This window comes from uncultured Amnibacterium sp. (assembly GCF_964244015.1).
Taxonomy (GTDB): domain Bacteria; phylum Actinomycetota; class Actinomycetes; order Actinomycetales; family Microbacteriaceae; genus Amnibacterium.
Map to the genome: position 1 here is coordinate 1 of NZ_CAXTHO010000010.1, position 22,409 is coordinate 22,409.

Below are 22,409 nucleotides of genomic sequence, written 5' to 3' on the forward strand. Positions count from 1 at the left end.
GCAGAACTCCAGCTTCCCAAGCTGGTAGTGCGGGTTCGATTCCCGTCGCCCGCTCGGTACCTATGGCCCCGCCTTCGGCGGGCGCTGTGCCGTACCGGCGCGCTGAACGCGCGCTCGGCTGACGGCGTGGGTCGCCATTTGTATATTGCCGCGTCGCCGCCGCTGCGGCGCGGCTGTGCCGTAGCGGGCCGCTGAACGCGGCCGTCGCCTCACGGCGCGTGGGATTCACGCGGTCGCCCCCACTCCGCTGATCGAGGTGCGAGCGCAGCGAGCCTCGAGCGATGTCCTGAGGCTCTCGAAGGGATCACTGCTCAGGGGTGAGGGAGCCATGCCTCCGGCGGCTCGGAGCGGCCGGTCTCCTCCAGCCACTGGTCCGCCTGCTGCTGCAGCGCCACGATGATCTGGAACACCTGCTCGGCGGGGATCCGGACCCGGGCGGCGACCCGAGCGGGCAGCACGGGCTCGCCGCCGGGGGCCACCTGCTGCTGGATCGCCGGCGAGGTGAGCGACAAGAAGTCGAGCACGAACGTGTTCGGGGTGTGCCAGATCCCGGCGAAATCGGCGAAGACGCCGACCTCGTGCTTCTCGGGCACCGTCACGGCGATCGCGGGCGCTCCGGCTTCGTCCGTCATGCCTCCACGCTAGAGCGCCGTACCCGATCGCCGCTGCGCACGTTTCTCGGCGGAGCGGTGGCGCGCCAGGGAATACTGGTCGGGTTCCACGGACGGAACCGGCAACGAGGAGGCGCACCAGCGTGCAGATCAATCAGATCAACCCCGGAACGGCCTTCCACCGCTCCCCGAACCGCATCATCGCGACCCTGTTCGGTGCCGCCTACGTCCTCGTCGGCCTGCTCGGCTTCTTCTGGGTCAACGACGTCCCCTTCGCGGGCCCGGGAGACGGCAGCAACGCGATCTTCGGCATCTTCGAGGTCAACCCGCTGCACAACATCGCGCATCTGCTGATCGGCGCGGCGCTGCTGATCGCCGGTGCGGGAACCGCCGCCTCGGCGAAGGCGGCGAACAGCACCGTCGGCGCCCTGTACCTGCTGCTCGGCGTCGTGGGGTTCTTCCTCACCGCGCCCGACGGCGGCCGGTCGCCCATCAACGTCCTGTCGCTGAACGTCCCCGACCACATCCTGCACGTGGCCTCTGCGCTGCTCCTGCTCGCTACCGGCCTCGGCGCCGACCCCGGAGCGACGCGCGCCCGCGAGCAGCCGGAGCCGGCGGCCGAGCACGTCTGACCCGGGCGCCCCGTGCGCACCTGGCCGGGACTCGCCGCGATCGGCGCCGGCCTGATCCACCTCGGCAGCGCTGCCGGCACCACGCTGCCCTTGCTGGTCCCGCTTGCCCTCATCGGCGTCGCCGAACTCGTCTGGGGCGTCCTGGCGCTGTCCCGGCCCGTGCCGCCGGCAGCGAAGGGCGCCGCGGTCGCGGTCGGCGGGGTCGTCCTGCTCACCGTCGTCGCCCTGCTGCTGCCGCCGTCGGCCGCGCGCCACGGGACGGAGGTCGCGCTGGGGGTGCCGGCCGCGGCATTCGGAGGGGCGGGCGCGCTGGACATCGTGGTCGCCGCCCTGCTCACCGTGCACCTCGGCGGATTCGGCCGGCCGACGGGGGAGTCCCGCCCGACGCGCTTCCTGATCGCAGCGGCCGGCGCGGCTGCCGTGGTCGCCGTCGTGACCACGCAGAGCCTCGCCGCGACGTCCGTCGGCGGCACGATGCAGATGCACTGACGAGCCGGCCCGATCAGACCCCGGCCGCGGCCTTCCTCCGGTCGTCGACCCAGCGCCGCACGTCGGGGTCGACGATCACGTCGCCGGGGATCAGCGGCCGCGCGAGGTACAGCCCCTCCAGAGTCGTGAGGCGGCTCAGCGCGACGTAGGTCTGCCCGGGGGAGAACGCCTTCCTGCCGAGGTCGATGGACGCGGCCTCGAGCGTCGCGCCCTGCGCCTTGTGGATCGTCACCGCCCACCCGAGCCGCACGGGCAGCTGCCGGAACTGCGCCACCACCACCCGCTGCAGCTCGTTCGAGTCGGCGGAGACCGTGTACCGGTGCCGCTCCCACGTCGCCGGCTCCACCTCGTGCCGCACGCCGTCGATCTCGACCGTCAGGTCCCCTCGGTGCAGCTTCGCGACCGTGCCCATCGATCCGTTGACCCAGCGGCCGTCCGCGTCGTTGCGCAGCATCATCACGTGCGCCCCGACCTTCAACCTGAGGTCCTCGTCGGCCGGGAAGGACCGGCCGCCGAAGTCGCCCTCCACCTCCGCCACCGCGGTCGCCTCCTCCCCGGGCAGCTGCGCGAGCGCACGGCGGTTGATCGTGGCGACCGCGGCGTTCGTGCTCGCGAGGGTCAGCGGCGGGTCGGCCGGCAGCGGACGGGCGCCGACCTCGTTCAGCCGCCGGGCCATCTCGCGGGTCACCGCACCGTGCCTGACCGCGGTCAGGAGGCGGCGGAACTCCTCGTCCTGCTGCCGGTGGATCAGGTCGAGGTGGAGGGTGCGCAGCGGGATCCCGTCCCAGACGTGCGCGTCGAAGAACCAGAGCGACCGGTACATCTCCGCATACCAGGTGCGCTCCTCGGCCCCACCGGGGACGGGCGCGAGCTGGAACGGGTCACCGAACAGCACCAGGCGGACGCCGCCGAACGGGTCCGGCCGGCCCCGCGCCTCCCGCAGCGCTCGATCGATGCCGTCCATCACATCGGCGCTGACCATCGAGATCTCGTCGATCACCAGCACGTCGAGCGCCATCAGCAGCCGGCGCAGGTCCCGGTCCTGGTACAGCCGGGAGTTGCCGATCAGGCCGACCGGCAGCCGCAGGAACGAGTGGATCGTCTGACCGCCCACGTTCAGCGCCGCGACCCCCGTCGGTGCGACCACGGCGATCTTGCGCCGTTCCACGGCCACGAGCCGGTGCAGCACCGTCGACTTGCCCGTTCCCGCCCGGCCGGTGACGAGGAGGGGGGCGGTGTCGTCGCCTGCGACCGCATCGATGACCGCCTGCTGCGCCGGGGTGAGCGCGACGTCGAGTGCGGCGTTCACGCGGGGACCTCCTCCTGGATCGGGGCGACGGGACGCGGGCGAGCCGCACCGCGGGGCGCCTTCCGGGCCGCGGCGAGCAGCAGCACCCCGGTCGAGACGAGCAGGATCACCCCGGCCGCCGACGCACCCGCCCGCTGGTCCGCGAGCGCGTCGGTACCCCAGCCCATCGCCCCGTACCAGGATGCGAGCAGCAACCCGGAGCCCAGAGCGAGCACCGCGGCGCCGGCCGCCTCCACGACCAGCAGGACGACCGCGACGGTGACCGCGACCCTCCGGCTCGCGTCGCCGGACACGCATGAGGCGACCACCAGTGCCCCTGCGACGAGGCACAGCGCGACGACCGCCTCCGCGCCCACCGGATCCGTCAGCGACCAGCGGAGCAGCCCCGTGCCGTCGACGGCCCCGACCACGACGACCGCGATCACCGCGGCCGGGACCGGCCGGGTAACCACGGCGACGAGCGGCGCCCGCGCGACTGCGAGGAGCCCGGCTCGGATCGACCCGACGCCGTCGCTGCCCGGCCCCACGCGACGCAGCAGCTGCAGGGGAGCGCCGCCTGCGAGCAGGAGGGGCACGGGCAGCAGCAGCGCGGCATGCTGGACGAGGCGGGTGCTCAGCAGCACCTCCTGGTAGACGGCGATCCCCCCGCTGGTCAGCCAGCCGAGCAGGACGAGACCGACGATCCAGGAGGCGACGCGACCGGTCGGCCAGGTCCCGCCTCGACGCCGCAGCACCACCACGCCGGCCACGTACGCGCCGAGCAGCGCGGCTCCGACGACGAGCCACACGGCGTCCGGCCGGAGGTCGAGCGCGAGCCGCCCGGGTGACATCGGCGCCGGCAGGGCCGACCCCGTGAGGATCTCGGCCGGGGTCGACCGCGCGGCCGGTTGGAGGGGAGCGCGTCGCCCGACCGCGGTTCCGGACGTGAATCCCGAGACCCCCGCCAGCAGGAGCAGTGCGACGCGCAGCAGGCCTCGCGAGGGGGTGCGGGACCCGGCGACGGCGACGCCGAGCGCGCAGACGAGTGCGATGACGGGCAGGAGCAGCGCCGCGGTGGGGACGCCGTCACCGGATTCGAGCGGGGCCCGCAGCACGGTGGCACCGACCACCGCGATGCCGATGACGACGGACAGCGCGCAGACCCGACGGCGCACGGCCGGGGGGGCGTCCAGTGCGACGGCGAGCACGGTCAGCCCGATCCACGCGCCCGTGCCGGTGAGCTGCACCAGATCCGCGCCGGCGATCGATCGTGCCGTCGCGAGCGGATCACCGGTCGACGGGCCCTGCAGCGCCTCCGGGATGACGGCGAGCACCGCTGCCGCCGCCAGCACCGCGATACCTGCGGGCGACCGCACGGCGAGCAGCGCCGCGGTCAGCACCGCGGCGCCCACGGCGGAGAGCAGCCAGGTGCGCCCGATCGCGACGTCGGCGACGAACGTGACGATGCCGGAGCCGAACGCCGGGTCGGAGACCGCCGGCGCAGCACCCAGGTAGAGCAGGAACATCGTGGTCGCAGCGGCGGCCGTCCAGATCGCGGCCGCCCCCGCCGCGACGTCCAGCAGCCGCTCCCGCCGTGCATCGTCCAGCGGGAGCACGAGCAGCACGGCGGCCAGGATGCCGAGGACCGCACCGGTCGCCAGATCGAGCACGATCAGGGCGGCGACCCGTGCGACCAGGAGCCCGTCGGCGCCGCCGGCGAGCGCCGTGGTGACGACGAGGGCCGAGACGATCGCCACGAGGAACGTCAGGGCCGGCCAGGCGACCCGCGCGGCGCGGTGCATCGACTTCAGGGTAGGGGCGGGAGGTGGGGTCGACGACCCACAGGCTCGTCGACCGCCGGGTCGCCCGCGTGGCGGTGCAGCTGTGACGGCCGCGGGCGTCCGGAAACGAGAACGGCGCCCGTCCCCCTGTGGAGGAGCGGGCGCCGTTCGCGCTGGTCGCGGTCGTTACTTGACTGCGGCCTTCAGCTTGCTGCCGGCGCTGATCTTGACCGACTTGCTCGCAGCGATCTCGATCGGCTCACCCGTCTGCGGGTTGCGACCCGTCCGGGCGGCGCGCGAGGTCTGCTCGACGGCGAGCCATCCCGGGATCGTCACCTTCGTGCCGCCCGCGACGGACTTCGCCACCGTCGAGAACAGCGCGTCGAGCACACCGTTGATGGTGGCCTGCGACTGGTTGGTCTCGCTGGCCACAGCGGCCACCAGCTCTGTGCGGTTCAGGGTCTCTGCCATAGGGGTTCGTCCTCCTCGAGTCGGACGGTCGGCCGCGCGTCGGCGGCGGGTCGGTAGGGAGCGCCGAGAATGCTCGCTTGCCCGAATGCGCTCCGGCGTGTCGGCCGGAACCACGCGGAAACCTACCAGCTTGACTTCGTGATGCCGGGGAGTTCGCCTCGATGCGCCATCTCGCGGAAGCGCACACGCGAGATGCCGAACTTCGAGAGGTTGCCGCGGGGCCGTCCGTCGACCGCGTCGCGGTTGCGGAGGCGGACCGGGGAGGCGTTGCGGGGCAGCTTCTGCAGGCCCACGCGCGCCTCCTCGCGGGACTCGTCGGTACCGGCCGGGTCCACGAGCTGCTTCTTCAGCTCGGCACGCTTGATGCGGTAGCGCTCGACCACCACGGCGCGCTGGTCGTTGCGCGCGATCTTGCTCTTCTTCGCCATTGCTGTTCCTTAACGCTCTTCGCGGAAGTCGACGTGCTTGCGGATCACGGGGTCGTACTTCTTCAGCACGATCCGGTCGGGGTTGTTGCGACGGTTCTTGCGGGTCACGTAGGTGTACCCGGTACCGGCGGTCGACTTCAGCTTGATGATCGGCCGGACGTCCTGCTGGCGGGCCATCAGATCTTCTCCCCGCGGGCGAGGATCGTCGCGACGACGCTCTCGATGCCTCGCGCGTCGATCGTCTTCATGCCCTTGGTCGAGACGGTGAGGGTGACGGTGCGCTTCAGCGAGGGCACGTAGTACTTCTTCTTCTGGATGTTGATGTCGAACCGCCGCTTATTGCGCCGGTGCGAGTGCGAGATGGTGTTCCCGAAGCCGGGTCCGGCTTGGGTCACCTGGCACACTGCTGCCACGATTCCTCCTCCTACCGTGCACGTGACGGATCACGCGCACCCAAGATCACTTGTCTGCGAGCACCCCGGGTGCGGGACGCCCACTGCCGCGACGCGGCCGGTCGAGAACACTACCAGAGCCGCTGGATCGGCCCTCTCCAGAGCCTCGTCCAGCCACGTGCAACGGTTTCGCACGTGAATCGCGACATTCGAACACGTGATTCGGAATCAGGGGGTGAACCGGCCTCCGGAGGCTCCGCGGGACCCGCGAGGTCCGAACACAGCGACGACGTGCGTCAGTCGAGGAGGAGGGCCGGCTCCTCCATCACGGCGGCGACGTCGGCGAGGAAGCGGCTCGCGACGTCGCCGTCGACGACTCGGTGGTCGAAGCTCGCGCCGATGGTGGTGACGTGGCGGGCGACGACCTCGCCGTCGACGACCCACGGCTTCTGCTTGATCGTGCCGAGCGCGACGATCGCGACCTCGCCGGAGTTGAGGATCGGCGTGCCCGTGTCCATCCCGAAGCTGCCGATGTTCGTGATCGTGATCGTGCCCGATGCCATGTCGGCGGGTGTCGTCCTGCCGTCCCTGGCCGTGATGACCAGGTGCTCGAGCCCTCCGGCGAGATCCCGCATCGACAGGGACTGGGCGTCCTTCACGTTCGGCACGATGAGGCCGCGCGGGGTCGCAGCCGCGATGCCGAGGTGCACGTAGTGGTGGACGACGATCTCGGTGTCGGTCCAGGTCGAGTTGACGGTCGGGTTGCGGCGCACCGCCCAGATGACCGCCTTCGCCATCACGAGCAGGGGGGAGATCTTGACGGTCGAGAAGTCGGGGGAGGCCTTCAGCCGCTTGATGTACTCCATCGTCCTGGTCGCGTCGACGTCGACGAACAGGCTCACGTGCGGGGCGGTGAACGCGCTGGTCACCATCGCGCTCGCGATCGCCTTGCGCACGCCCTTCACGGGGATGCGCTCCTCCCGGCTGTCGGGCCACGCTGGCGTCTCGACGTTGCGGAACACGCTCTCCTGCTGCTTCATCCGCAGCACGTCGTCCCGGGTCACCTCCCCGGAGGTGCCGGAGGGCGTGACCCGGGTGAGGTCGACCCCGAGGTCCTTCGCCAGCTTCCGGATCGGCGGCTTCACCGGCGCGGCGACCGGCGTCCGGGGCGGCGTCGGGCTCGCGACCGGGCCACGGCGCTGCCCCCGACGGCTCTTGACGTTGGAGTCGACCCCGTACCCGACCAGCACCGCACCGGAGGACTCCTCCTGCTGCGCCTCCGGCTCGCGCACCTGCAGCTCGACGGGGGAGGCGGCCTGGGCCGGTGTCTGCAGCGGCCCCGTGAGCTGATCGCCGGGTCCCGACGCGACCGCGACGATCGGTGTGCCGACGGCGACGGTGTCCCCCTCCGCGACCAGCAGCTCGGAGATCGTGCCGGCGTAGGGGGACGGCAGCTCGACGAGGGACTTCGCCGTCTCGATCTCCACGAGCACCTGGTTCACGGCGACCTCGTCGCCGGGCGCGACCTTCCACGAGACGATCTCCGCCTCCGTGAGCCCCTCGCCGACGTCGGGCAGGGCGAAGTGGGACGTGGTCACATCTCTCCTAGAACGCGGCTCTGCTAGTAGGCGAACAGGCGGTCGACGGCTTCGAGGACACGATCCGCGTCGGGCAGGTGGAGCTTCTCGAGTCTCGCAGGCGGGAACGGGATGTCGAAGCCCGTCACGCGCAGCACGGGCGCCTCCAGCGAGTAGAACGCCCGCTCGGTGACCTGCGCGGCGATCTCGGCCCCGAGGCCGAGGAATCCGGAGGCCTCGTGCGCCACGACGGCACGCCCGGTCTTCTCGACGCTCGCCACGATCGGCTCCCAGTCGACGGGCGAGAGCGAGCGCACGTCGACGACCTCGAGGCTCCTGCCCTCCTCCGCGGCGACCTCCGCGGCGGTGAGCAGCACGCTCACCATCGGGCCGTAGCCGATCAGCGTCGCATCGGTCCCCGTGCGCACGACCCGCGAGTCGTGCAGCTCGACCGCCGGGTGGTCCAGGTCGACCTCGCCTTTCGGCCAGTACCGGCCCTTCGGCTCGAAGAACATCACGGGATCGTTCGAGCGGATCGCCTGCTGGATCATCCAGTACGCGTCGTTCGGGGTGGAGGGGCTCACGACCCGGAGGCCCGCCGTGTGGGCGAACAGCGCCTCCGGGCTCTCCTGGTGGTGCTCGACCGCCCCGATGTGGCCCCCGAACGGGACGCGGATCACGATCGGCATCGACAGCGCGCCCTCGTACCGGTTCGTCATCTTCGAGAGCTGGGAGGTGATCTGGTCGAAGCCCGGGTAGATGAACCCGTCGAACTGGATCTCGCACACCGGTCGGTAGCCGCGCATCGCGAGGCCGATCGCGGTGCCGACGATGCCGGACTCGGCGAGGGGGGTGTCGAACACCCGGCGCTCCCCGAAGTCGGCCTGCAGGCCCTCGGTCACGCGGAAGACACCGCCGAGCGTGCCGATGTCCTCCCCCATCAGCAGCACCCGATCGTCGTCCTCGAGCGCTCTGCGCAGGCCGGCGTTCAGCGCCTTCACCATCGGCATCGCGGTCACGAGTCGCTCCCGAACGACGCCTCGTACTGCGTCAGCCAGCGGTGCTGCGCGTCGGTGACCGGGTGGGGCTCGCTGTACACGTGCTCGAACATCGTCGACGTCGGCGGCTCGGTCAGCTCGAGGGTCCGCCTGCGGACGTCCGCGGCGAGATCCGCGCCCTCCGCGTCGATCGCGTCGAAGACCTCGATGCCGACCCCCTCGGACTCGAGGTGGTGCCGGAGGCGCACGATCGGATCCCGTTCCTGCCAGCGCTCCAACTCGTCCTCCGACCGGTACTTGGTCGGATCGTCCGACGACGTATGGGCGCCGATCCGGTAGGTGAGCGCTTCGATCAGGGCCGGTCCCCTGCCCGCCCTCGCATCGTCCAGGAGCATGCCGGTGACGGCATACGTCGCCAGCACATCGTTGCCGTCGACCCGCACACCCGGCATGCCGAACCCGGAGGCGCGCTGCGCGAGCGGCACCCGGGACTGGCGCTCGACGGGCACCGAGATCGCCCAGTGGTTGTTCTGGATGAAGAACACCTGCGGTGTCGCGTAGCTCGCGGCGAAGACGAGCGCCTCGTTCGTGTCGCCCTGCGCGGTCGCGCCGTCGCCGAAGTAGACCATCACGGCCTCGTCGTGATCCGGGTCGCCGGTCGCGGTCGCGCCGTCGAGCTGGATCCCCATCGCATAGCCGGTCGCGTGCAGCGTCTGCGACCCGATGACGAGCGTGTACAGGCGGAAGTTGCCGTTCACGGCCGGATCCCACCCACCGTGCGTGATCCCTCGCAGCAGGCGGACGATCGCCATCGGGTCGAGCCCCCTGACCATGGCGACCGCGTGCTCGCGATAGGCGGGGAAGATCGTGTCCTGGCTGCGCGCCGCCCGGGCGGACCCGACCTGCGCGGCCTCCTGGCCGTAGCTCGGCACCCAGAGGGCGAGGTGGCCCTGCCGCTGCAGGTTCGCGGCGGCGACGTCGAACGCGCGCGTCGTCACCATGTCGCGGAGGAAGCCGACGCGCTGCTGCAGCGGGACCGCGAGCGCGCGGTCCGCGTAGGGCTCGGCGGCCGGTGTCGGACGGATGATGCCGTGCTGGTCCAGCACGCTGACCGTCTCGGAGCCTGACGCCACGTGGGCTCCTCACCGTCGCCGGTGCACGCAGCCCGTGCACGCAGGGCCGCTCGACCCCCGGATCACTGTATCCGTGGACGGTACCGACCCCGCGGTCCTGTGCTGCTGGAGAATTCCCACAACGCTTCGACCGATTTCCTGCCTGGTATCGACGAGTGCCGGGTCGCTCGGGCGGAGTCACTGGGGCGCGGTCCCGCACGTCGCTGCCATAGTGGTCCGATGCGCAGGTTCGTCGTACGGGCCGTCGTGAACGCCATCGCCCTCTGGCTCAGCACCGTCCTCTTCGGCGCCTTCGGACGCGGGGACGGCGTCCGCGTGGTCGCCTACCGCGCCGACGACACGGTCGCCACGGTGCTGACCTTCCTGCTGCTCGGGCTGATCTTCGGGATCGTCAACGGCGTGCTCGGTACCGCGATCCGGATCGTCGCGTTCCCCCTCTACCTGCTCACGCTCGGTCTGATCTCACTGGTCGTGAACGGGCTGCTGTTCCTCCTGGTGGCCTGGATCAGCGGCGTCATCGGTTTCGGTCTCGTCGTCGACGGCTTCTGGTGGGGCGTGCTCGGCGCGCTGGTCACCGGCGTCATCGGATGGGTCGTGGGCCTGGTCCTGCGCCCGCTGTCGGGGAGGGCACAGGACTGACGCGCCGGGCCTGCCACCTGGTCGACGTGCCCTGACGGCCGTCGAGGAACGGCGCGATGCTGCTCCTGAACGCCAGCACGCGATCGTCACCCGACGCCTCCGCCGCTGCGATCGTCCGGCGATACGCGCCCTGGTCGTGCGCGGGGAAGTCGGCCGTCGCAGGGGAGGTCGCGACGCCGAACCCGCCGTCGGGCAGGGACCGCCGCACGACGACGCGGCGCAGCCCGGCCGCACCGGACGCCGCGGTGCCGCCGAGCACCGGCACCAGGTCCTCGTTGTGCTCGACCGAGAGGACGGGCACGTCGTCGGGCAGGGCGATCTGACCGGTCGGCCCGCCGAACTGCACGACGCCGCCCACCCGGTAGCCGCCGTCCTGCGCGACCCGCACCGCGTTCAGCGCCCCTTGGGAATGCCCGACCAGCAGAACGGGCTCGTCGGGGCCGATGCCCGCCGACCGCATCGCCTCGAGCACGGCGCGCTCCGAGTCGCTGGAGCGGTGCGCGACGCCGAGCACGTCGGACGCGAGGTCGAACGGCTCGGCCCCGCTGTCCCGGTCGAAGGTGACGGTGCCCGCGATGTAGACGATCGACCTCGGTCCGTCCGCTCCCTCGTACCGCTCGATGCGGACCTGCCCCGCCGCCTCCTTGCCGTCGGGCAGCCGGTCGACGAGCGACGCGAGGCTCCGCGGCGACGTCACCTCCCGCCGGGCGGTGCGGGCGACGCTCAGGGGAGCGCCTGCGGGGTGCAGGAAGAGGGCGGCGAGCAGCGTCGCGGTGCTCTCCACGCCGTACGGCGCGGCGGGATCGTCGGTCAGCAGGTCCTCCGGCCGCTCCGTGAGCAGGGCCCCCCTGACACCGTCGTCGAGCGACGAGAGCACCAGCTGGAGCGCCCGGAGCAGCACCGGGTCGGCCTGGGGCGCGAACCGTCCCGTCTCGATCGCGCGCTGCAGGATCCTGATCGCCACGAGCGCCGCCGAGATGTCCAGCGCAGTGACCGCCACGAGCAGCATGCCGCCGAAGCCGATCTGCGAGACGAGCGCCCGCATCGTGCCTCCGGTCAGCGCGGCCAGGCCGGCGGCGATGCCGCGCTGACCGTCGAGGATCGTGTGCTCGACGCTGCCGTAGCGGGCCGAGGCGATCCGCAGGCCGTCCGCCGCCGCCGCCGCCTGCCCGTCCGCTCGACGGAGCAGTACGAGGGCCGCCTCGGCACGGCTCCGCCGCTCGGACGCGGCCATCCCCCCGACGCAGAGCGCCGTTCTGCTCGTCACGCCGGCGATCGCCTCCTGCGCCAGGGTGAGCCGGTGCGCCGCCCGGAGCATCTCGGCCGTCTCGACCGCGATGGTCCCGCCGCCGCTGACGCTCGGCCCGCTCATGCTGCCGACCTCGCCGCCGCGAGCGCCGACGCGACGGTGCCGAGCAGGGCGGCGAGTTCGTGCACGGCGCCCGCGTACTCCGTCGCGGTCAGCGACTGCCATCCGGGCAGGTCCGGCGAGGGCATCGGGACCTCGCGGACCAGTCGCTCGAGCGTCGCCAGCTCGAGCGCGTCGGCGTCGGTGGAGGTGGAGATCTGCGCGATGTCGGGGAGCACGCGGAGATCCTGCGGCGACGGCACCCGCGGCGGGCACGGATCGGTGGCTCCGCACGGCGAACCGGCCTGTGGAGGAGGCGTTCGAGGGCCGCGGCGGAGCGGGACCCCGCGCGCCCGGGGAGAATGGGGCTCTGAAGGAGGCCCGATGACCGACCTGGCCGACCAGCCGCTCTCCCCCCTCGACGGGCGGTACCGCATCGCGACGGCGCCGCTGGCCGTGCACCTCTCCGAGGCCGGTCTCAACCGCGCCAGGGTCCGCGTCGAGGTGGAATGGCTGCTGGCCCTCACCGACGCAGGCGTCGCCGGCACCTCGCCGCTCGACGACTCGCAGCGCGACGCGCTCCGGAGGATCGTCGACGGGTTCGGCGCCGCGGACGTCGCCGAGCTCGCCGGGCACGAGGCCGTGACCCGGCACGACGTCAAGGCGGTCGAGTACTACCTCCGCGACCGGCTCGCCGCGCTGGGGCTCGGCGACCTCGCCGAGCTGGTGCACTTCGCCTGCACGAGCGAGGACATCAACAACCTGGCGGTCGCGACGACCGTGCAGACGGCGGTTCGCGAGGTCTGGGTCCCTGCGCTCGACGGGGTGGTCGAGCGGCTGCGCGGCCTGGCGCTGCGGTGGGCCGAGGCCCCGATGCTCGCCCGCACGCACGGCCAGCCCGCGACGCCGACCACGATGGGCAAGGAGCTCGCGGTCTTCGTGCACCGCCTCGCGCGGCTCCGTGAACGCGTGCTCGCCGTCGAGATCACGGGCAAGGCGAACGGGGCGAGCGGTGACTTCGCCGCGCACGTCGTCGCCGCGCCCGAGATCGACTGGCAGGCGCTGACGAAGCGGTTCGTGGAGGGGCTCGGCCTCGCCTGGAACCCGCTGACGACACAGATCGAGTCGCACGACTGGCAGGTGGAGCTCTACGGCCGCCTCGAGCATGTCGGCGGCGTGCTGCACAACCTCTGCACGGACGTGTGGATGTACATCGCCGAGGGCTACCTGGTCCAGGTGCCGCAGGCGGGCGCGACGGGCAGCTCGACGATGCCGCACAAGGTCAACCCGATCCGGTTCGAGAACGCGGAGGCGAACCTCGAGCTCGCGGAGGGGGTCCTCGGCACGCTGCGCCGCACCCTGGTCACCTCCCGGTGGCAGCGCGACCTGACGGATTCGACGACGCAGCGCAACATCGGGGTCGGACTCGGGCACGGTCTCGTCGCACTCGACAACCTGACCCGCGGCCTCGGCGAGATCGAGCTCGATCGCGATCGGCTGCTCGCCGATCTCGACGCGAACCAGGAGGTGCTCGGTGAAGCGATCCAGACGGTCGTCAGGGCCGAGATCGTCGCGGGCCGCAGCGACACGGCGAACCCCTACGAGCTCGTCAAGGCGCTCACCCGCGGCCGGCGGGTCACGGCGGACCGGATGGCGGAGTTCGTCGCGGGACTCGGGCTCGAGGCCGAGGTCGCCGCACGGCTGGCTGCGCTGACCCCGGCCGGCTACACGGGCCTCGCGGCGGAACTGGTCGATCACATCCGGTGAGACCGGTCGATCCCGGTGAGTCGCTCACTTCCTGCGGCGTGGCGGCTTCTCGCGCTCGAGAACCGGTCGATCGTCGGTGCCGTCCCCCGGATCGCCGGCGGCCAGCGCGAGCATCGCCAGCACCAGCAGCGCCGCGATGAACGCGATGCCCGCGAGGATCACGGCGATCTCGATCGACCTGGTGCCGATGACGGCGATGACCCCGGCGAACACGCCGAGCACCGCGGCCATGCCGACCAGTTCGAGCGGCTTGAGCCGCTCGCGCCACGAGGGCCCCGTCATCCGCGCGCGCTCCGACGCCTGATGTTGGCGGCGGAGATGCCGAGGTACACGGCCACGATCGCGCCCCAGGCGGATAGCACCCCCGTGGCGAACAGCGGGTCGGGGTTCAGCACGATCAGCACGATCCCGACCAGCACCTGCAGCCCGCCGACCACCACGGCGTCGCCGCTCAGATCGGCTCGCTCGCCTCTCCGCAGTCCGCCCACGATCTCGAGGGCGCCGAGCAGCAGGAACACGAGCGCCTCGAGCGGGCGGAGGAGGGAGATGCCGGAATCGATGCCGGTCAGCGCCACCACGCCGCCGGCGAGCGACACGGCGGCGCGGAGGAGCACCAGACCGCGTCCTGCGCGAGTCCACGCGAGACCGGAGCTGCAGAGCACCAGCACGACCGCTTGCAGCAGCAGGTAGCCGCCGAGCACGATCAACCCGAACCGGGCGGGAGCACTGTGGTCGAGCGCGAAGGTGACCACGGCCGCCAGGGCTGCGGCGGCGACCGCTCTGACGGCGACGGCGAGAGCGGTGCCGACCGCGAGGGGGCTCGTCCTGCTCGTCGTACTCACGTGTCCCCCTCCGGCGCGCGCTCGACGACCGGGAGCCGAGTTTAGACGCCGCGACGCGGAGGACCGGCCCGGTCGCCGATCCGGGCCTGGTGGGCCCTGGCGTTCGCCCACAGCTCCTTCTCGATCCTGGCTGCGAGCACGTGCAGCTCGGAGAACCCGGACGGGTCCGCCTGCCTCGGCTGCCCGTCGGTGACGCAGAGGGCCCCGATCCGGTAGCCGTCCACCGAACGGATCGGCTCGCCGACGTAGAACGCGCTCGAATCACCCGCTACCACCGGGACCTCGCCGCCGAACCGGGGGTCGAGGTGGGAGTCGTTCACGAGGTGCAGCTCGTCGCTGCGGACGGTGTCGTCGCAGAAGGCCAGCTCGCGCGGCACCTCCACCAGGAGCGATCGGGACGAAGCCCGCTGCCAGACCCGGTCGCCGTCGACCACGCTGACGAAGGCGACGGAGCCCTTCACGGCCGTCCTCGCCTGTCGGGCGAGGCCGTCGAGCAGTCCGTTCCGCGCGAGGCCGCTCAGCCCCATCCCGTCCACGGCCCGCTGCCGCTCCGCCTCCTCCTGCTCCGCGAGGCGCACGGCCGCTGCGGACCCCGGCCCCGTCCGCTGCGCGCTGTCCTGCAGCACGGGCAGCAGGGTTCTGACGATCTGCGCCGACCACTCGCGGTAGGTCGCCGTCGAGAACTGGCGGCCCCAGCCGAGCGGGTTCGCGGGCGGGTTCAGCTCGGTGAACCCGGCGCCGCCCGGTCCGCAGAGGCCACGGGCGACCTCCGCGAGCCGACCGGCGTCCGCGACCCCGCGGAGGCGCTGGAAGCCGGTCCGGGAGACGGCGACCATCGATCTGCCGCAGTCCACGAGGAGCAGCGCCGAAGCGGGCGCCCGCTCGGTGTCGACCGCCGCGAGCAGCGCGCCGACCTCGTCCGCCCACGCGCCGCGTCGCAGGTGCTCGAGGCTCTGGCGCTCCCCGAGCAGCACGACGATCGCGTCGTAGCGCGCGATCCGCAACCGCTGCAGCGTCTGGCGACCGGCGGGCAGGGTCGGGTCCAGGTCGACGACGACATCGAGGTCGATCCCGCGCGCCGTCGCCTGCGCGAGGTGGTCGGCCAGCAGCCCCGGCAGCCCCCGCTCATGGTCGAGCAGCCCCCAGCCGGCGAGCACCCCGCCGCCGAACAGCAGAACGCGGGAGGGGGAACGACCCGCCCTCCGGATCGGCACGGCGTCGGCCGGGCGGACCTCCGCCGGCGCCGACGCGACCGAGCCGGCGCCGCCGGGGCGCGCGTGCGGGACCAGCACCGCAGTCATCCGCGCCCCTTCCGATCGGTGACACGAGCCTGCGGCCGGGCTGCGTCGACGGCGCGCCCCAGTCCGGGTGGCGATCATCCACAACCCGTCATCGGGGGGGCGCGGACCGCCACCCGCTTCCGGCATCCTCACCCGTATGAAGGCGATGCGGCGACGTGGCGGTCCGGTGCGACGCGCCGCCGTGCTGCGGTACGCGTTGATGCACTACGGACGTCGATCGCTGGTCCGCCCCCTCGACACGCCGTTCGTCCGCACCGGCGAGGGCGACGGCATCCGGGTCCTGCTGATCGGCAGCGGCCTGGTGCACGGCTGGGGGGTCGCGAGCCACCAGCTGGCACCCACCGGCGAGATCGCGCGGGGCGTGCGGACGATCACGGGTACCGACTGCGAGGTCGACTACGTCGGCGACGCGACGATGAGCGCGGAGACGGCGCTCGAGTGGGTCGCCGACCGTGCCGACCGCACGTTCCACGCCGCAGTCATCGCCATCGGATCGAACGACGCCCTGCGCCTGACGTCGGTCGCGGCGTGGACCAGCCAGCTCACCGAGCTCGTCGACGCCGTGCGGGACGGCCTTCCCGACGGCGCGTCCGTGATGCTGGCAGGCGTGCCCGAGGTCTTCATTCCCGGCAGGATCCGCCGCCTCGGTCCGGTCGCCCGGCGGCGTGCGCGGCTGTTCGACCGCGCCACCGCGCGCCTGGCCGAGGTGCGCGAGGACGTCCGGTTCGTTCCGGCGCCGCCGCTCGCCGATCTCGCGGGGGAGCACGACGTCACCGAGCTCTACGCGCGCTTCGCCGTACCGATCGCCGTCGCCGTGGCGGACGCGGTGCTCCGGAGCGAGGTCTCGGTCGTCACCGCCCAGGACGAGCACTTCGAGCGATCCGAGACGGCCGCGATCGTCGGCGCGGCGCGCTGGAACGAGCTCCCCGAGCTGCAGAAGATCGTCGAGCGGGCGAAGGCCGAGTTCGGCGTCTCCGAGTCCGCCGTCACCCTGCTCGACGGGGACCGCAACTGGCACGTCGCGCAGACCGGATCGGCACCGACTGCCGTGCCCCGCTCCCTCACGTACTGCGAGGCCGTCGTGTCCGGGGACGAGCCGCTGGTGGTGCCCGACGCGACCCGCCATCCGCTGTTCGCGGACAACCCGTTCCTCGGACTCATCCAGGCCAGGTTCTACGCGGGGGTGCCGATCCACGCCGCCGACGGGACCACGCTCGGAGCCTTCTGCATCCTGAACGGTGCCCCGAAGCAGGCGGGATCGGTGGATCTCGACCGCCTGCAGCAGTTCGCGGGAGAAGCCGAGGCGCTCATCCACCGCGCCACGACCGACTTCCTCGCCGAACGAGAGGACGTCCCCGCGCGCTGACGCTGGGCGCGGCTCAGCCCGCAGCCATGTCCGCGAACCGCGAGTAGCGGCCGTGGAACGCGACGGTGATCGTGTCGGTCGGGCCGGCACGGTGCTTCGCGACGATCAGATCGGCGTCGGGGTTCGGCTGCTCGCGGTCGTAGGCGCTCTCCCGGTGCAGCAGGATCACGATGTCCGCGTCCTGCTCGATGGAGCCCGACTCGCGCAGGTCCGACAGCGCGGGCCGCTTATCCGCCCGCTGCTCCGGTCCGCGGTTCAGCTGGGACAGCGCGATCACCGGCACCGCCAGCTCCTTCGCCAGCAGCTTGAGCGCCCGCGAGAACTCGCTGATCTCCTGCTGCCGGCTCTCGACCCGCTTGCCGCTCGACATCAGCTGCAGGTAGTCGATCACGATCAGCTTCAGGCCGATCTTCTGCTTCAGCCTGCGGCACTTCGCCCGGATCTCGACGAGCGTCATGTTCGGACTGTCGTCGATGTACAGAGGCGCGTCGTTGATCCGCCCCCGGGTCGCGGCGATCTTCGTCCAGTCCTCGGGGCTGAGGCGTCCCTTGCGCATGTCCTGCATCGAGATCGTCGCCTCGGCGGCCATCAGCCGCATCGCGATCTCGCTCTTGCCCATCTCGAGCGAGAAGAAGATGGTCGGCATGTTCGCTTTCACGCTCGCGCTCCTGGCGAAGTCGAGCGCGAGCGTCGACTTCCCCATCGCGGGTCGTGCGCCGACGATGATCATCTGACCCGCATGGAGGCCGTTCGTCAGCTCGTCGAGCCCCCGGAACCCGGTGGGGACACCGGTCAGCTCGCCGTCCCGGCCGCTCGCCGCCTCCATCTCGTCGATGGCGATCGTGACCGCCTCCGACAGGGGCGCGTAATCCTCTGAGGCGGACTCCCGCGCGATGCCGAAGACCTCCGCCTGGGCCTGGTTGAGCAGGTCCATGGCGTCGCCCTGCGCCTCGTACCCCATCTGGGCGATGTGCGTGCCGGTCTCGACGAGGCGCCGCAGCACGGCCTGCTCGGCGACGATCTGCGCGTAGTAGCCCGCGTTCGCGGCCGTCGGCACGATGTTCGTGAGCGTGTGGAGGTAGGCCTCGCCACCGGCCCGCTGCACGTCGCCGGTGCGGGCGAGCTCGTCGCCGACCGTGATCGCGTCCGTGGGCTCCCCGCGGGAGTACAGCGCCAGCACGGCCTGGAAGATCACCTCGTGCTTCGGCACGTAGAAGTCCGCCCCGACGACGACCTCGAGCACGTCCGCGACGGCATCGGTCGACAGCAGCATGCCGCCGATCGCGCTCTGCTCAGCCAGCAGGTTGTGCGGAGGGGTGCGCTCCTTCTTGCGGGTCTGCTGCTCGTCCCACGGGCCGGACTCGACCTCCCACTCGGTCATCGACATACCGATCCGGATCCCCTCCCGACACGCTGCGACTCGGCGGCAGCGCCGCCGTCCTCATCCCCCGAGGTGTAGCACCGGGCCCGGACATCCCGCCCGAGCACCGGGACAGCAGAACCTACGGGACGGCCTGTGCGCGGCCTTGTGGACGACGCGCGCGGGAACGGGTTGTACCCATGTGGAATCTCTGTGGAGAACCCCGCTGCTGCGAAGCTGCGAGTAGCCCGAAATCCAATGCTCACCAGGAGCTCAGCAGTCCACAGGTCGCCCTGGGGATAAGTAGCAGAAGGAAAATCTTGACCGTATCCGGTCGGCGTGTCGGCAAACGTGCGCAGGCCTGCGGGTGAACTCGCGAGGGCGATCACCACGCTGCCAGAGGCCTCCGACAGCGGCTGCACCGTCGCCGCCGGAGGCCGTGGGAACGACGAACGGCGCCGGTCCCGTAGGGGATCGGCGCCGTTCGTGTGCAGCGGTTCAGCGCTTGCCGACGACCTCCAGCGTGATCGACGCGGTGACGTCGTCACGGAGGCGGACGGTGGCCTCGTGCGTGCCCGTGGCGCGCACCGGGGAGGCGAACTCGACGGTGCGGCGGTCGATCGAGCCGAGTCCCGCCTCGGTCACGGCGTCCGCGACGTCGGCCGTCGAGACCGAGCCGAAGAGCCGGCCGGCCTGTCCGGTGCGGACGGCGATCCGGATCGGCTGCGCCTCGAGGCGGGCCTTGCTGGCCTGCGCCTCCTCGAGCGATGCGGCCGCGCGCGCCGTACGTGCCTTGGCGATCGCGTCGACCTGCTTCTGACCGCCGCGCGTCCACGCGGTGGCGAAGCCCTGCGGCACGAGGTAGTTGCGGGCGTACCCGCCCTTCACCTCGATGATGTCGCCTGCGCTGCCGAGGCCGGAGACCTCGTGCGTCAGGATCAGCTTGGTGGTTGCCATCTGTCCAGCCCCTTGTCTAGCGGCCGGAGCCGGAGTAGGGGAGCAGCGCCATCTCGCGTGCGTTCTTGACCGCACGGGCGATGAGCCGCTGCTCCTGCACCGAGACGCCGGTGATGCGTCGAGCACGGATCTTTCCCCGCTCGGAGATGAACTTGCGGAGGGTCGCGACGTCCTTGTAGTCGATCAGCCCGACCTTGATGCGCTTCGCGGGAGCGACGGGCTTGCCGCCCTTGGTCCGCGGCTTGCGGCTGTCGCCGCGCGACTTGCCTGCCATGAGGATTCCTTTACGTCAGAAGAACTGTTGAAGGTGAGAGACCTAAAAAGGGGTCTCGTCGTCGTAGGCGCCCGGAGCGCTCCAGCCGTCATTGCCGCCGCCGGACGAGCCGGAGGAGGAGCCACCCGAGGGGGCACCCCACGGGTCTGCCTGGGGCTGCGACTGCTGCGGACGACCTCCGCCGCCACCGCCGTTGCCGCCACCGACCTGGCCGCGTCCCCCGCCACCGCCGCTGGCGCGGGTGACCTGCGCGGTCGCGTAGCGCAGCGAGGGGCCGATCTCGTCGACCTCGAGCTCGATCGAGGTGCGCTTCTCGCCCTCTTTCGTCTCGTAGGAGCGCTGCTTCAGCCGACCCGTCGCCATGACGCGCGACCCCTTGGTCAACGATCCTGCGACGTGCTCGGCGAAGTCCCGCCACACGCTCGCGCGGAGGAACAGCGCTTCGCCGTCCTTCCACTCGTTGCTCGCGCGATCGAAGTTGCGCGGCGTCGAGGCGATCGTGAAGTTCGCGACCGCGAGCCCGTTCTGCGTGTAGCGCAGCTCGGGGTCGCTGGTCAGGTTGCCGACGACCGTGATGATGGTCTCGCCTGCCACGACCGACTACCTCGCGGAGGCGGGACGGGGCGTGCGGGGGCCGCGGGAGCCGCGCTCGGGACGCTCGCTGCGCTCGGGCCTGGGCTCGCCTGCGTTGTCGTTGGGCTTGCCGACCTGGGCGACCGCCTCGTCCGCGCGCAGCACCTTCGTGCGCAGCACGGCCTCGGACAGACCCAGCTGCCGGTTCAGCTCCTGCGCCGTGGCGCTCGTCGCGGTCAGCGCCACCACGGCGTAGATGCCCTCGGTGTGCTTGTCGATCTCGTACGCCAGCCGGCGACGGCCCCAGATGTCGACGTTGTCGACCGTGCCGCCGTCGTTGCGGACGACACCCAGGAACCGATCCAGACTGGGCGCGACGGTCCTCTCGTCGATGCTCGGGTCGAGGATGACCATGAGCTCGTATTTCTGCGTCACTACCCCACCTCCTCTGGTCTCAGCGGCCACGGGCTGTCCGTGGCAGGAGGGTGTGAACCGTTGCGTGGGCATGCTGACGCCGCCCGGGCAACCTTGAAAGGGTAGCCCATACGGGGCACGGCCCTCTCGCCTCCAGCTCGGGATCCAGCGTGGTTGCATTTCGCAGGTTTCATAAATCCGGGGATTCGGCCCGCGAACACGCGATCAGGTCCGAATCCCGTGGGCCGAATCCCCGGATTTATGCACACTCACGTGGATCGGGAAGCCCACCACTCGCGGAGGCGGCGCTTCGCCTCCTCCTCGCCGAGGGGGCCCTCGTCCATGCGGGTCTCGAGGAGGAAGCGGTAGGCGGCGCCGACCACTGGTCCGGGCTTCAGTCCCAGCTCGCGCATGATCGCCTCGCCGTCGAGGTCGGGGCGGATCGAGTCCAGCTCCTCCTGGTCAACCAGCTCGGCGATGCGCTGCTCGAGGTCGTCGTACGCGGAGGCGAGCCGCCGCGCCTTCCGCTCGTTCCTCGTCGTCACGTCGGCGCGGGTCAGCAGGTGCAGCTGCGGCAGCAGCTCGCCCGCGTCCCGGACGTAGCGGCGCACCGCGGAATCGGTCCATGCGCCCTCGCCGTAGCCGAAGAACCGCTGGTGCAGCTCGATCAGCGTCGCGATGCGATCGACCTCGATGTTCGGGAACCGCAGCGCCTTCAGCCGCTTGCGGGCGAGCTTCGCGCCGACGATGTCGTGGTGGTGGAACGTGACGAGGCCGCCCGCCTCGAAGCGCCTCGTCGCCGGCTTGCCGATGTCGTGCAGCAGCGCGGCGAATCGCAGGACCACGTCGGGAGCCTGCCCGGGGAACCGCTCGTGCTCGAGATCGATCGCCTGCTGCAGCACCTGGAGGCTGTGCTGGTACACGTCCTTGTGCCGGTGCTCGCCGTCCCTGGTCAGGCGCAGCGCGGGCACCTCGGGCAGCACCCGGTCCGCGAGACCGGTCGCCACGAGCAGCTCCAGCCCTGCGCCCGGCCGGTCCGCCGAGAGGAGCTTCACGAGCTCCTCCCTGACCCGCTCCTGCGAGACGACGTCGATGCGCTCCGCGAGCGCGGTCATCGCCCGCACGCCCTCGTCGTCGAGCACGAAGCCGAGCTGCGAGGTGAAGCGCGCGGCGCGCAGCATCCGGAGGGGGTCCTCGTCGAAGGACTCGACGGCGGGGGACGGCGTCGTCAGCCGGCGGTCGAGCACCGCGGCGATGCCGTCGGAGGGGTCGACGATGGTGAGGGACGGGAGACGCACCGCGATCGCGTTCATCGTGAAGTCGCGCCGGCGCAGGTCGCCGTCGAGCGTGTCACCGAAGACCACCTCGGGCTTCCGCGACGACGGGACGTAGGCGTCCTTCCGGTACGTCGTGACCTCCACCGCATCGCCGGAGACCCACACGGCGACCGTGCCGAAAGCCCGCCCGACGTCCCACATCGCGGACGCGATCGGCTTCAAGATCGCGGCGGACTCCTCGGGCCTCGCCGAAGTGGTCAGGTCGAGGTCGTGGACCTCCCGGTCCAGCAGCGCGTCGCGGACGGGCCCGCCGACCAGCGCGATCTCGTGTCCTGCGGCCTCGAAGGCGTCGACGACGCGCCGCACCGACTCCCGCTCGGCGAGCGCGGTCAGCCGCGGCATGGCAGCGGCGACCGGATGCATGCCGCCCAGCCTATGGACCCGGCAGGCCGTGGAGGCAGGCGCGGCGTCCCCCGCTCGGGGGAGCGCTT

At 71.8% G+C, this 22,409-nt stretch carries 26 protein-coding genes; 5 read left to right on the top strand and 21 right to left on the bottom strand.

Translation table 11 applies throughout. From position 1 onward, the window contains the following. Positions 1-311: 311 nt before the first annotated feature. A complete protein-coding gene (locus ACFE67_RS02280) occupies positions 312-632 on the bottom strand; it encodes a DUF3467 domain-containing protein (RefSeq protein ID WP_375405254.1) in 321 nt (106 codons plus the stop codon). A gap of 122 nt (positions 633-754) precedes the next feature. Between ACFE67_RS02280 and ACFE67_RS02285 the strand changes: the two genes are divergently transcribed. Next, positions 755-1,243: a DUF4383 domain-containing protein gene (locus ACFE67_RS02285; RefSeq protein WP_375405255.1), complete on the top strand. Its 489-nt coding sequence runs from the start codon at positions 755-757 to the stop codon at positions 1,241-1,243. Positions 1,244-1,255: 12 nt separating this feature from the next. Continuing rightward, positions 1,256-1,732 (top strand): hypothetical protein, encoded by a 477-nt coding sequence (locus ACFE67_RS02290; protein ID WP_375405256.1) that lies wholly within the window; start codon positions 1,256-1,258, stop codon positions 1,730-1,732. 13 nt (positions 1,733-1,745) lie between these two features. Here ACFE67_RS02290 and ACFE67_RS02295 read toward each other — a convergent pair whose 3' ends face one another. The 9 genes from ACFE67_RS02295 to ACFE67_RS02335 form a co-directional block, all read right to left on the bottom strand. Continuing rightward, complete coding sequence (locus tag ACFE67_RS02295) at positions 1,746-3,041, bottom strand: ATP-dependent RecD-like DNA helicase (RefSeq protein ID WP_375405257.1); 1,296 nt, start codon at positions 3,039-3,041, stop codon at positions 1,746-1,748. Then, a complete protein-coding gene (locus ACFE67_RS02300; protein ID WP_375405258.1) occupies positions 3,038-4,822 on the bottom strand; it encodes a cytochrome c oxidase assembly protein in 1,785 nt (594 codons plus the stop codon). Before ACFE67_RS02300 ends, ACFE67_RS02295 begins: the two co-directional genes overlap by 4 nt. A 165-nt stretch (positions 4,823-4,987) precedes the next feature. Continuing rightward, the gene (locus tag ACFE67_RS02305) at positions 4,988-5,272 is read right to left on the bottom strand and encodes an HU family DNA-binding protein (protein WP_375405259.1); all 285 of its coding nucleotides are present in this window, start codon (positions 5,270-5,272) and stop codon (positions 4,988-4,990) included. Positions 5,273-5,394: 122 nt separating this feature from the next. After that, a complete protein-coding gene (rpsN, locus tag ACFE67_RS02310) occupies positions 5,395-5,700 on the bottom strand; it encodes a 30S ribosomal protein S14 (protein WP_375405260.1) in 306 nt (101 codons plus the stop codon). A gap of 9 nt (positions 5,701-5,709) precedes the next feature. Beyond that, positions 5,710-5,877 carry a 50S ribosomal protein L33 gene (gene rpmG, locus ACFE67_RS02315; protein ID WP_375387415.1) on the bottom strand — a complete coding sequence of 56 codons (168 nt, stop codon included), beginning with the start codon at positions 5,875-5,877 and terminating at the stop codon, positions 5,710-5,712. Further along, entirely contained in the window at positions 5,877-6,113 is a 237-nt protein-coding gene (rpmB, locus tag ACFE67_RS02320) for a 50S ribosomal protein L28 (protein WP_375405261.1), read from the bottom strand. Before rpmB ends, rpmG begins: the two co-directional genes overlap by 1 nt. Positions 6,114-6,388: 275 nt before the next feature. After that, positions 6,389-7,690, bottom strand: a complete 1,302-nt coding sequence (locus ACFE67_RS02325; RefSeq protein WP_375405262.1) for a dihydrolipoamide acetyltransferase family protein — start codon at positions 7,688-7,690, stop codon at positions 6,389-6,391. 23 nt (positions 7,691-7,713) lie between these two features. Beyond that, positions 7,714-8,679 carry an alpha-ketoacid dehydrogenase subunit beta gene (locus tag ACFE67_RS02330; RefSeq protein WP_375405295.1) on the bottom strand — a complete coding sequence of 322 codons (966 nt, stop codon included), beginning with the start codon at positions 8,677-8,679 and terminating at the stop codon, positions 7,714-7,716. 5 nt (positions 8,680-8,684) lie between these two features. After that, the gene (locus ACFE67_RS02335) at positions 8,685-9,800 is read right to left on the bottom strand and encodes a thiamine pyrophosphate-dependent enzyme (protein WP_375405263.1); all 1,116 of its coding nucleotides are present in this window, start codon (positions 9,798-9,800) and stop codon (positions 8,685-8,687) included. 219 nt (positions 9,801-10,019) lie between these two features. On the opposite strand from ACFE67_RS02335, the gene ACFE67_RS02340 reads away from it, so the two are divergent. Continuing rightward, positions 10,020-10,439, top strand: coding sequence for a phage holin family protein (locus ACFE67_RS02340; RefSeq protein WP_375405264.1), 420 nt, complete (start codon positions 10,020-10,022; stop codon positions 10,437-10,439). Here the strand turns inward: ACFE67_RS02340 and ACFE67_RS02345 are convergent. Together ACFE67_RS02345 and ACFE67_RS02350 are read right to left on the bottom strand one after the other, a co-directional pair. Then, a complete protein-coding gene (locus ACFE67_RS02345; RefSeq protein WP_375405265.1) occupies positions 10,381-11,811 on the bottom strand; it encodes a hypothetical protein in 1,431 nt (476 codons plus the stop codon). The genes ACFE67_RS02340 and ACFE67_RS02345 overlap by 59 nt on opposite strands. Continuing rightward, entirely contained in the window at positions 11,808-12,026 is a 219-nt protein-coding gene (locus tag ACFE67_RS02350; protein ID WP_375405266.1) for a hypothetical protein, read from the bottom strand. Before ACFE67_RS02350 ends, ACFE67_RS02345 begins: the two co-directional genes overlap by 4 nt. A gap of 145 nt (positions 12,027-12,171) precedes the next feature. On the opposite strand from ACFE67_RS02350, the gene purB reads away from it, so the two are divergent. Then, positions 12,172-13,554, top strand: coding sequence for an adenylosuccinate lyase (gene purB, locus ACFE67_RS02355; protein WP_375405267.1), 1,383 nt, complete (start codon positions 12,172-12,174; stop codon positions 13,552-13,554). Between the two features lie 24 nt (positions 13,555-13,578). Here purB and ACFE67_RS02360 read toward each other — a convergent pair whose 3' ends face one another. The 3 genes from ACFE67_RS02360 to ACFE67_RS02370 are packed head-to-tail and all read right to left on the bottom strand — an operon-like array spanning position 13,579 to position 15,697. Then, a complete protein-coding gene (locus ACFE67_RS02360; protein ID WP_375405268.1) occupies positions 13,579-13,836 on the bottom strand; it encodes a hypothetical protein in 258 nt (85 codons plus the stop codon). Next, a complete protein-coding gene (locus ACFE67_RS02365) occupies positions 13,833-14,396 on the bottom strand; it encodes a hypothetical protein (RefSeq protein ID WP_375405269.1) in 564 nt (187 codons plus the stop codon). Before ACFE67_RS02365 ends, ACFE67_RS02360 begins: the two co-directional genes overlap by 4 nt. 41 nt (positions 14,397-14,437) lie before the next feature. Continuing rightward, positions 14,438-15,697 carry a hypothetical protein gene (locus ACFE67_RS02370; protein WP_375405270.1) on the bottom strand — a complete coding sequence of 420 codons (1,260 nt, stop codon included), beginning with the start codon at positions 15,695-15,697 and terminating at the stop codon, positions 14,438-14,440. A 166-nt stretch (positions 15,698-15,863) separates the two neighbouring features. Here ACFE67_RS02370 and ACFE67_RS02375 point away from each other — a divergent pair, with 166 nt between their 5' ends. Continuing rightward, positions 15,864-17,063 (top strand): GAF domain-containing protein, encoded by a 1,200-nt coding sequence (locus tag ACFE67_RS02375; RefSeq protein WP_375405271.1) that lies wholly within the window; start codon positions 15,864-15,866, stop codon positions 17,061-17,063. Between the two features lie 13 nt (positions 17,064-17,076). On the opposite strand, the gene dnaB is transcribed toward ACFE67_RS02375, so the two are convergent. The 6 genes from dnaB to ACFE67_RS02405 form a co-directional block, all read right to left on the bottom strand. After that, positions 17,077-18,444 (bottom strand): replicative DNA helicase, encoded by a 1,368-nt coding sequence (gene dnaB / locus ACFE67_RS02380; protein WP_375405272.1) that lies wholly within the window; start codon positions 18,442-18,444, stop codon positions 17,077-17,079. A 477-nt stretch (positions 18,445-18,921) separates the two neighbouring features. Then, a complete protein-coding gene (rplI, locus tag ACFE67_RS02385; protein WP_375405273.1) occupies positions 18,922-19,380 on the bottom strand; it encodes a 50S ribosomal protein L9 in 459 nt (152 codons plus the stop codon). A 16-nt stretch (positions 19,381-19,396) separates the two neighbouring features. Continuing rightward, positions 19,397-19,654: a 30S ribosomal protein S18 gene (gene rpsR / locus ACFE67_RS02390; protein ID WP_375405274.1), complete on the bottom strand. Its 258-nt coding sequence runs from the start codon at positions 19,652-19,654 to the stop codon at positions 19,397-19,399. A 42-nt stretch (positions 19,655-19,696) separates the two neighbouring features. After that, complete coding sequence (locus tag ACFE67_RS02395; RefSeq protein ID WP_375405275.1) at positions 19,697-20,248, bottom strand: single-stranded DNA-binding protein; 552 nt, start codon at positions 20,246-20,248, stop codon at positions 19,697-19,699. A gap of 6 nt (positions 20,249-20,254) precedes the next feature. Beyond that, entirely contained in the window at positions 20,255-20,662 is a 408-nt protein-coding gene (gene rpsF, locus ACFE67_RS02400; RefSeq protein ID WP_375405276.1) for a 30S ribosomal protein S6, read from the bottom strand. Positions 20,663-20,910: 248 nt separating this feature from the next. Beyond that, positions 20,911-22,341: a CCA tRNA nucleotidyltransferase gene (locus tag ACFE67_RS02405; protein WP_375405277.1), complete on the bottom strand. Its 1,431-nt coding sequence runs from the start codon at positions 22,339-22,341 to the stop codon at positions 20,911-20,913. Positions 22,342-22,409: the final 68 nt, after the last annotated feature.

Excerpts from the sequence above, each read along its gene's own strand:
- ACFE67_RS02280 (WP_375405254.1), bottom strand. The coding sequence starts at position 632 with ATGACGGACGAAGCCGGAGCGCCCGCGATCGCCGTGACGGTGCCCGAG.
- ACFE67_RS02300 (WP_375405258.1), bottom strand. The coding sequence starts at position 4,822 with ATGCACCGCGCCGCGCGGGTCGCCTGGCCGGCCCTGACGTTCCTCGTG.
- ACFE67_RS02305 (WP_375405259.1), bottom strand. The coding sequence starts at position 5,272 with ATGGCAGAGACCCTGAACCGCACAGAGCTGGTGGCCGCTGTGGCCAGC.
- rpsN (WP_375405260.1), bottom strand. The coding sequence starts at position 5,700 with ATGGCGAAGAAGAGCAAGATCGCGCGCAACGACCAGCGCGCCGTGGTG.
- rpmG (WP_375387415.1), bottom strand. The coding sequence starts at position 5,877 with ATGGCCCGCCAGCAGGACGTCCGGCCGATCATCAAGCTGAAGTCGACC.
- ACFE67_RS02330 (WP_375405295.1), bottom strand. The coding sequence starts at position 8,679 with ATGCCGATGGTGAAGGCGCTGAACGCCGGCCTGCGCAGAGCGCTCGAG.
- ACFE67_RS02340 (WP_375405264.1), top strand. The coding sequence starts at position 10,020 with ATGCGCAGGTTCGTCGTACGGGCCGTCGTGAACGCCATCGCCCTCTGG.
- ACFE67_RS02345 (WP_375405265.1), bottom strand. The coding sequence starts at position 11,811 with ATGAGCGGGCCGAGCGTCAGCGGCGGCGGGACCATCGCGGTCGAGACG.
- purB (WP_375405267.1), top strand. The coding sequence starts at position 12,172 with ATGACCGACCTGGCCGACCAGCCGCTCTCCCCCCTCGACGGGCGGTAC.
- ACFE67_RS02360 (WP_375405268.1), bottom strand. The coding sequence starts at position 13,836 with ATGACGGGGCCCTCGTGGCGCGAGCGGCTCAAGCCGCTCGAACTGGTC.
- ACFE67_RS02370 (WP_375405270.1), bottom strand. The coding sequence starts at position 15,697 with ATGACTGCGGTGCTGGTCCCGCACGCGCGCCCCGGCGGCGCCGGCTCG.
- dnaB (WP_375405272.1), bottom strand. The coding sequence starts at position 18,444 with ATGACCGAGTGGGAGGTCGAGTCCGGCCCGTGGGACGAGCAGCAGACC.
- rplI (WP_375405273.1), bottom strand. The coding sequence starts at position 19,380 with ATGGCAACCACCAAGCTGATCCTGACGCACGAGGTCTCCGGCCTCGGC.
- rpsR (WP_375405274.1), bottom strand. The coding sequence starts at position 19,654 with ATGGCAGGCAAGTCGCGCGGCGACAGCCGCAAGCCGCGGACCAAGGGC.
- ACFE67_RS02405 (WP_375405277.1), bottom strand. The coding sequence starts at position 22,341 with ATGCATCCGGTCGCCGCTGCCATGCCGCGGCTGACCGCGCTCGCCGAG.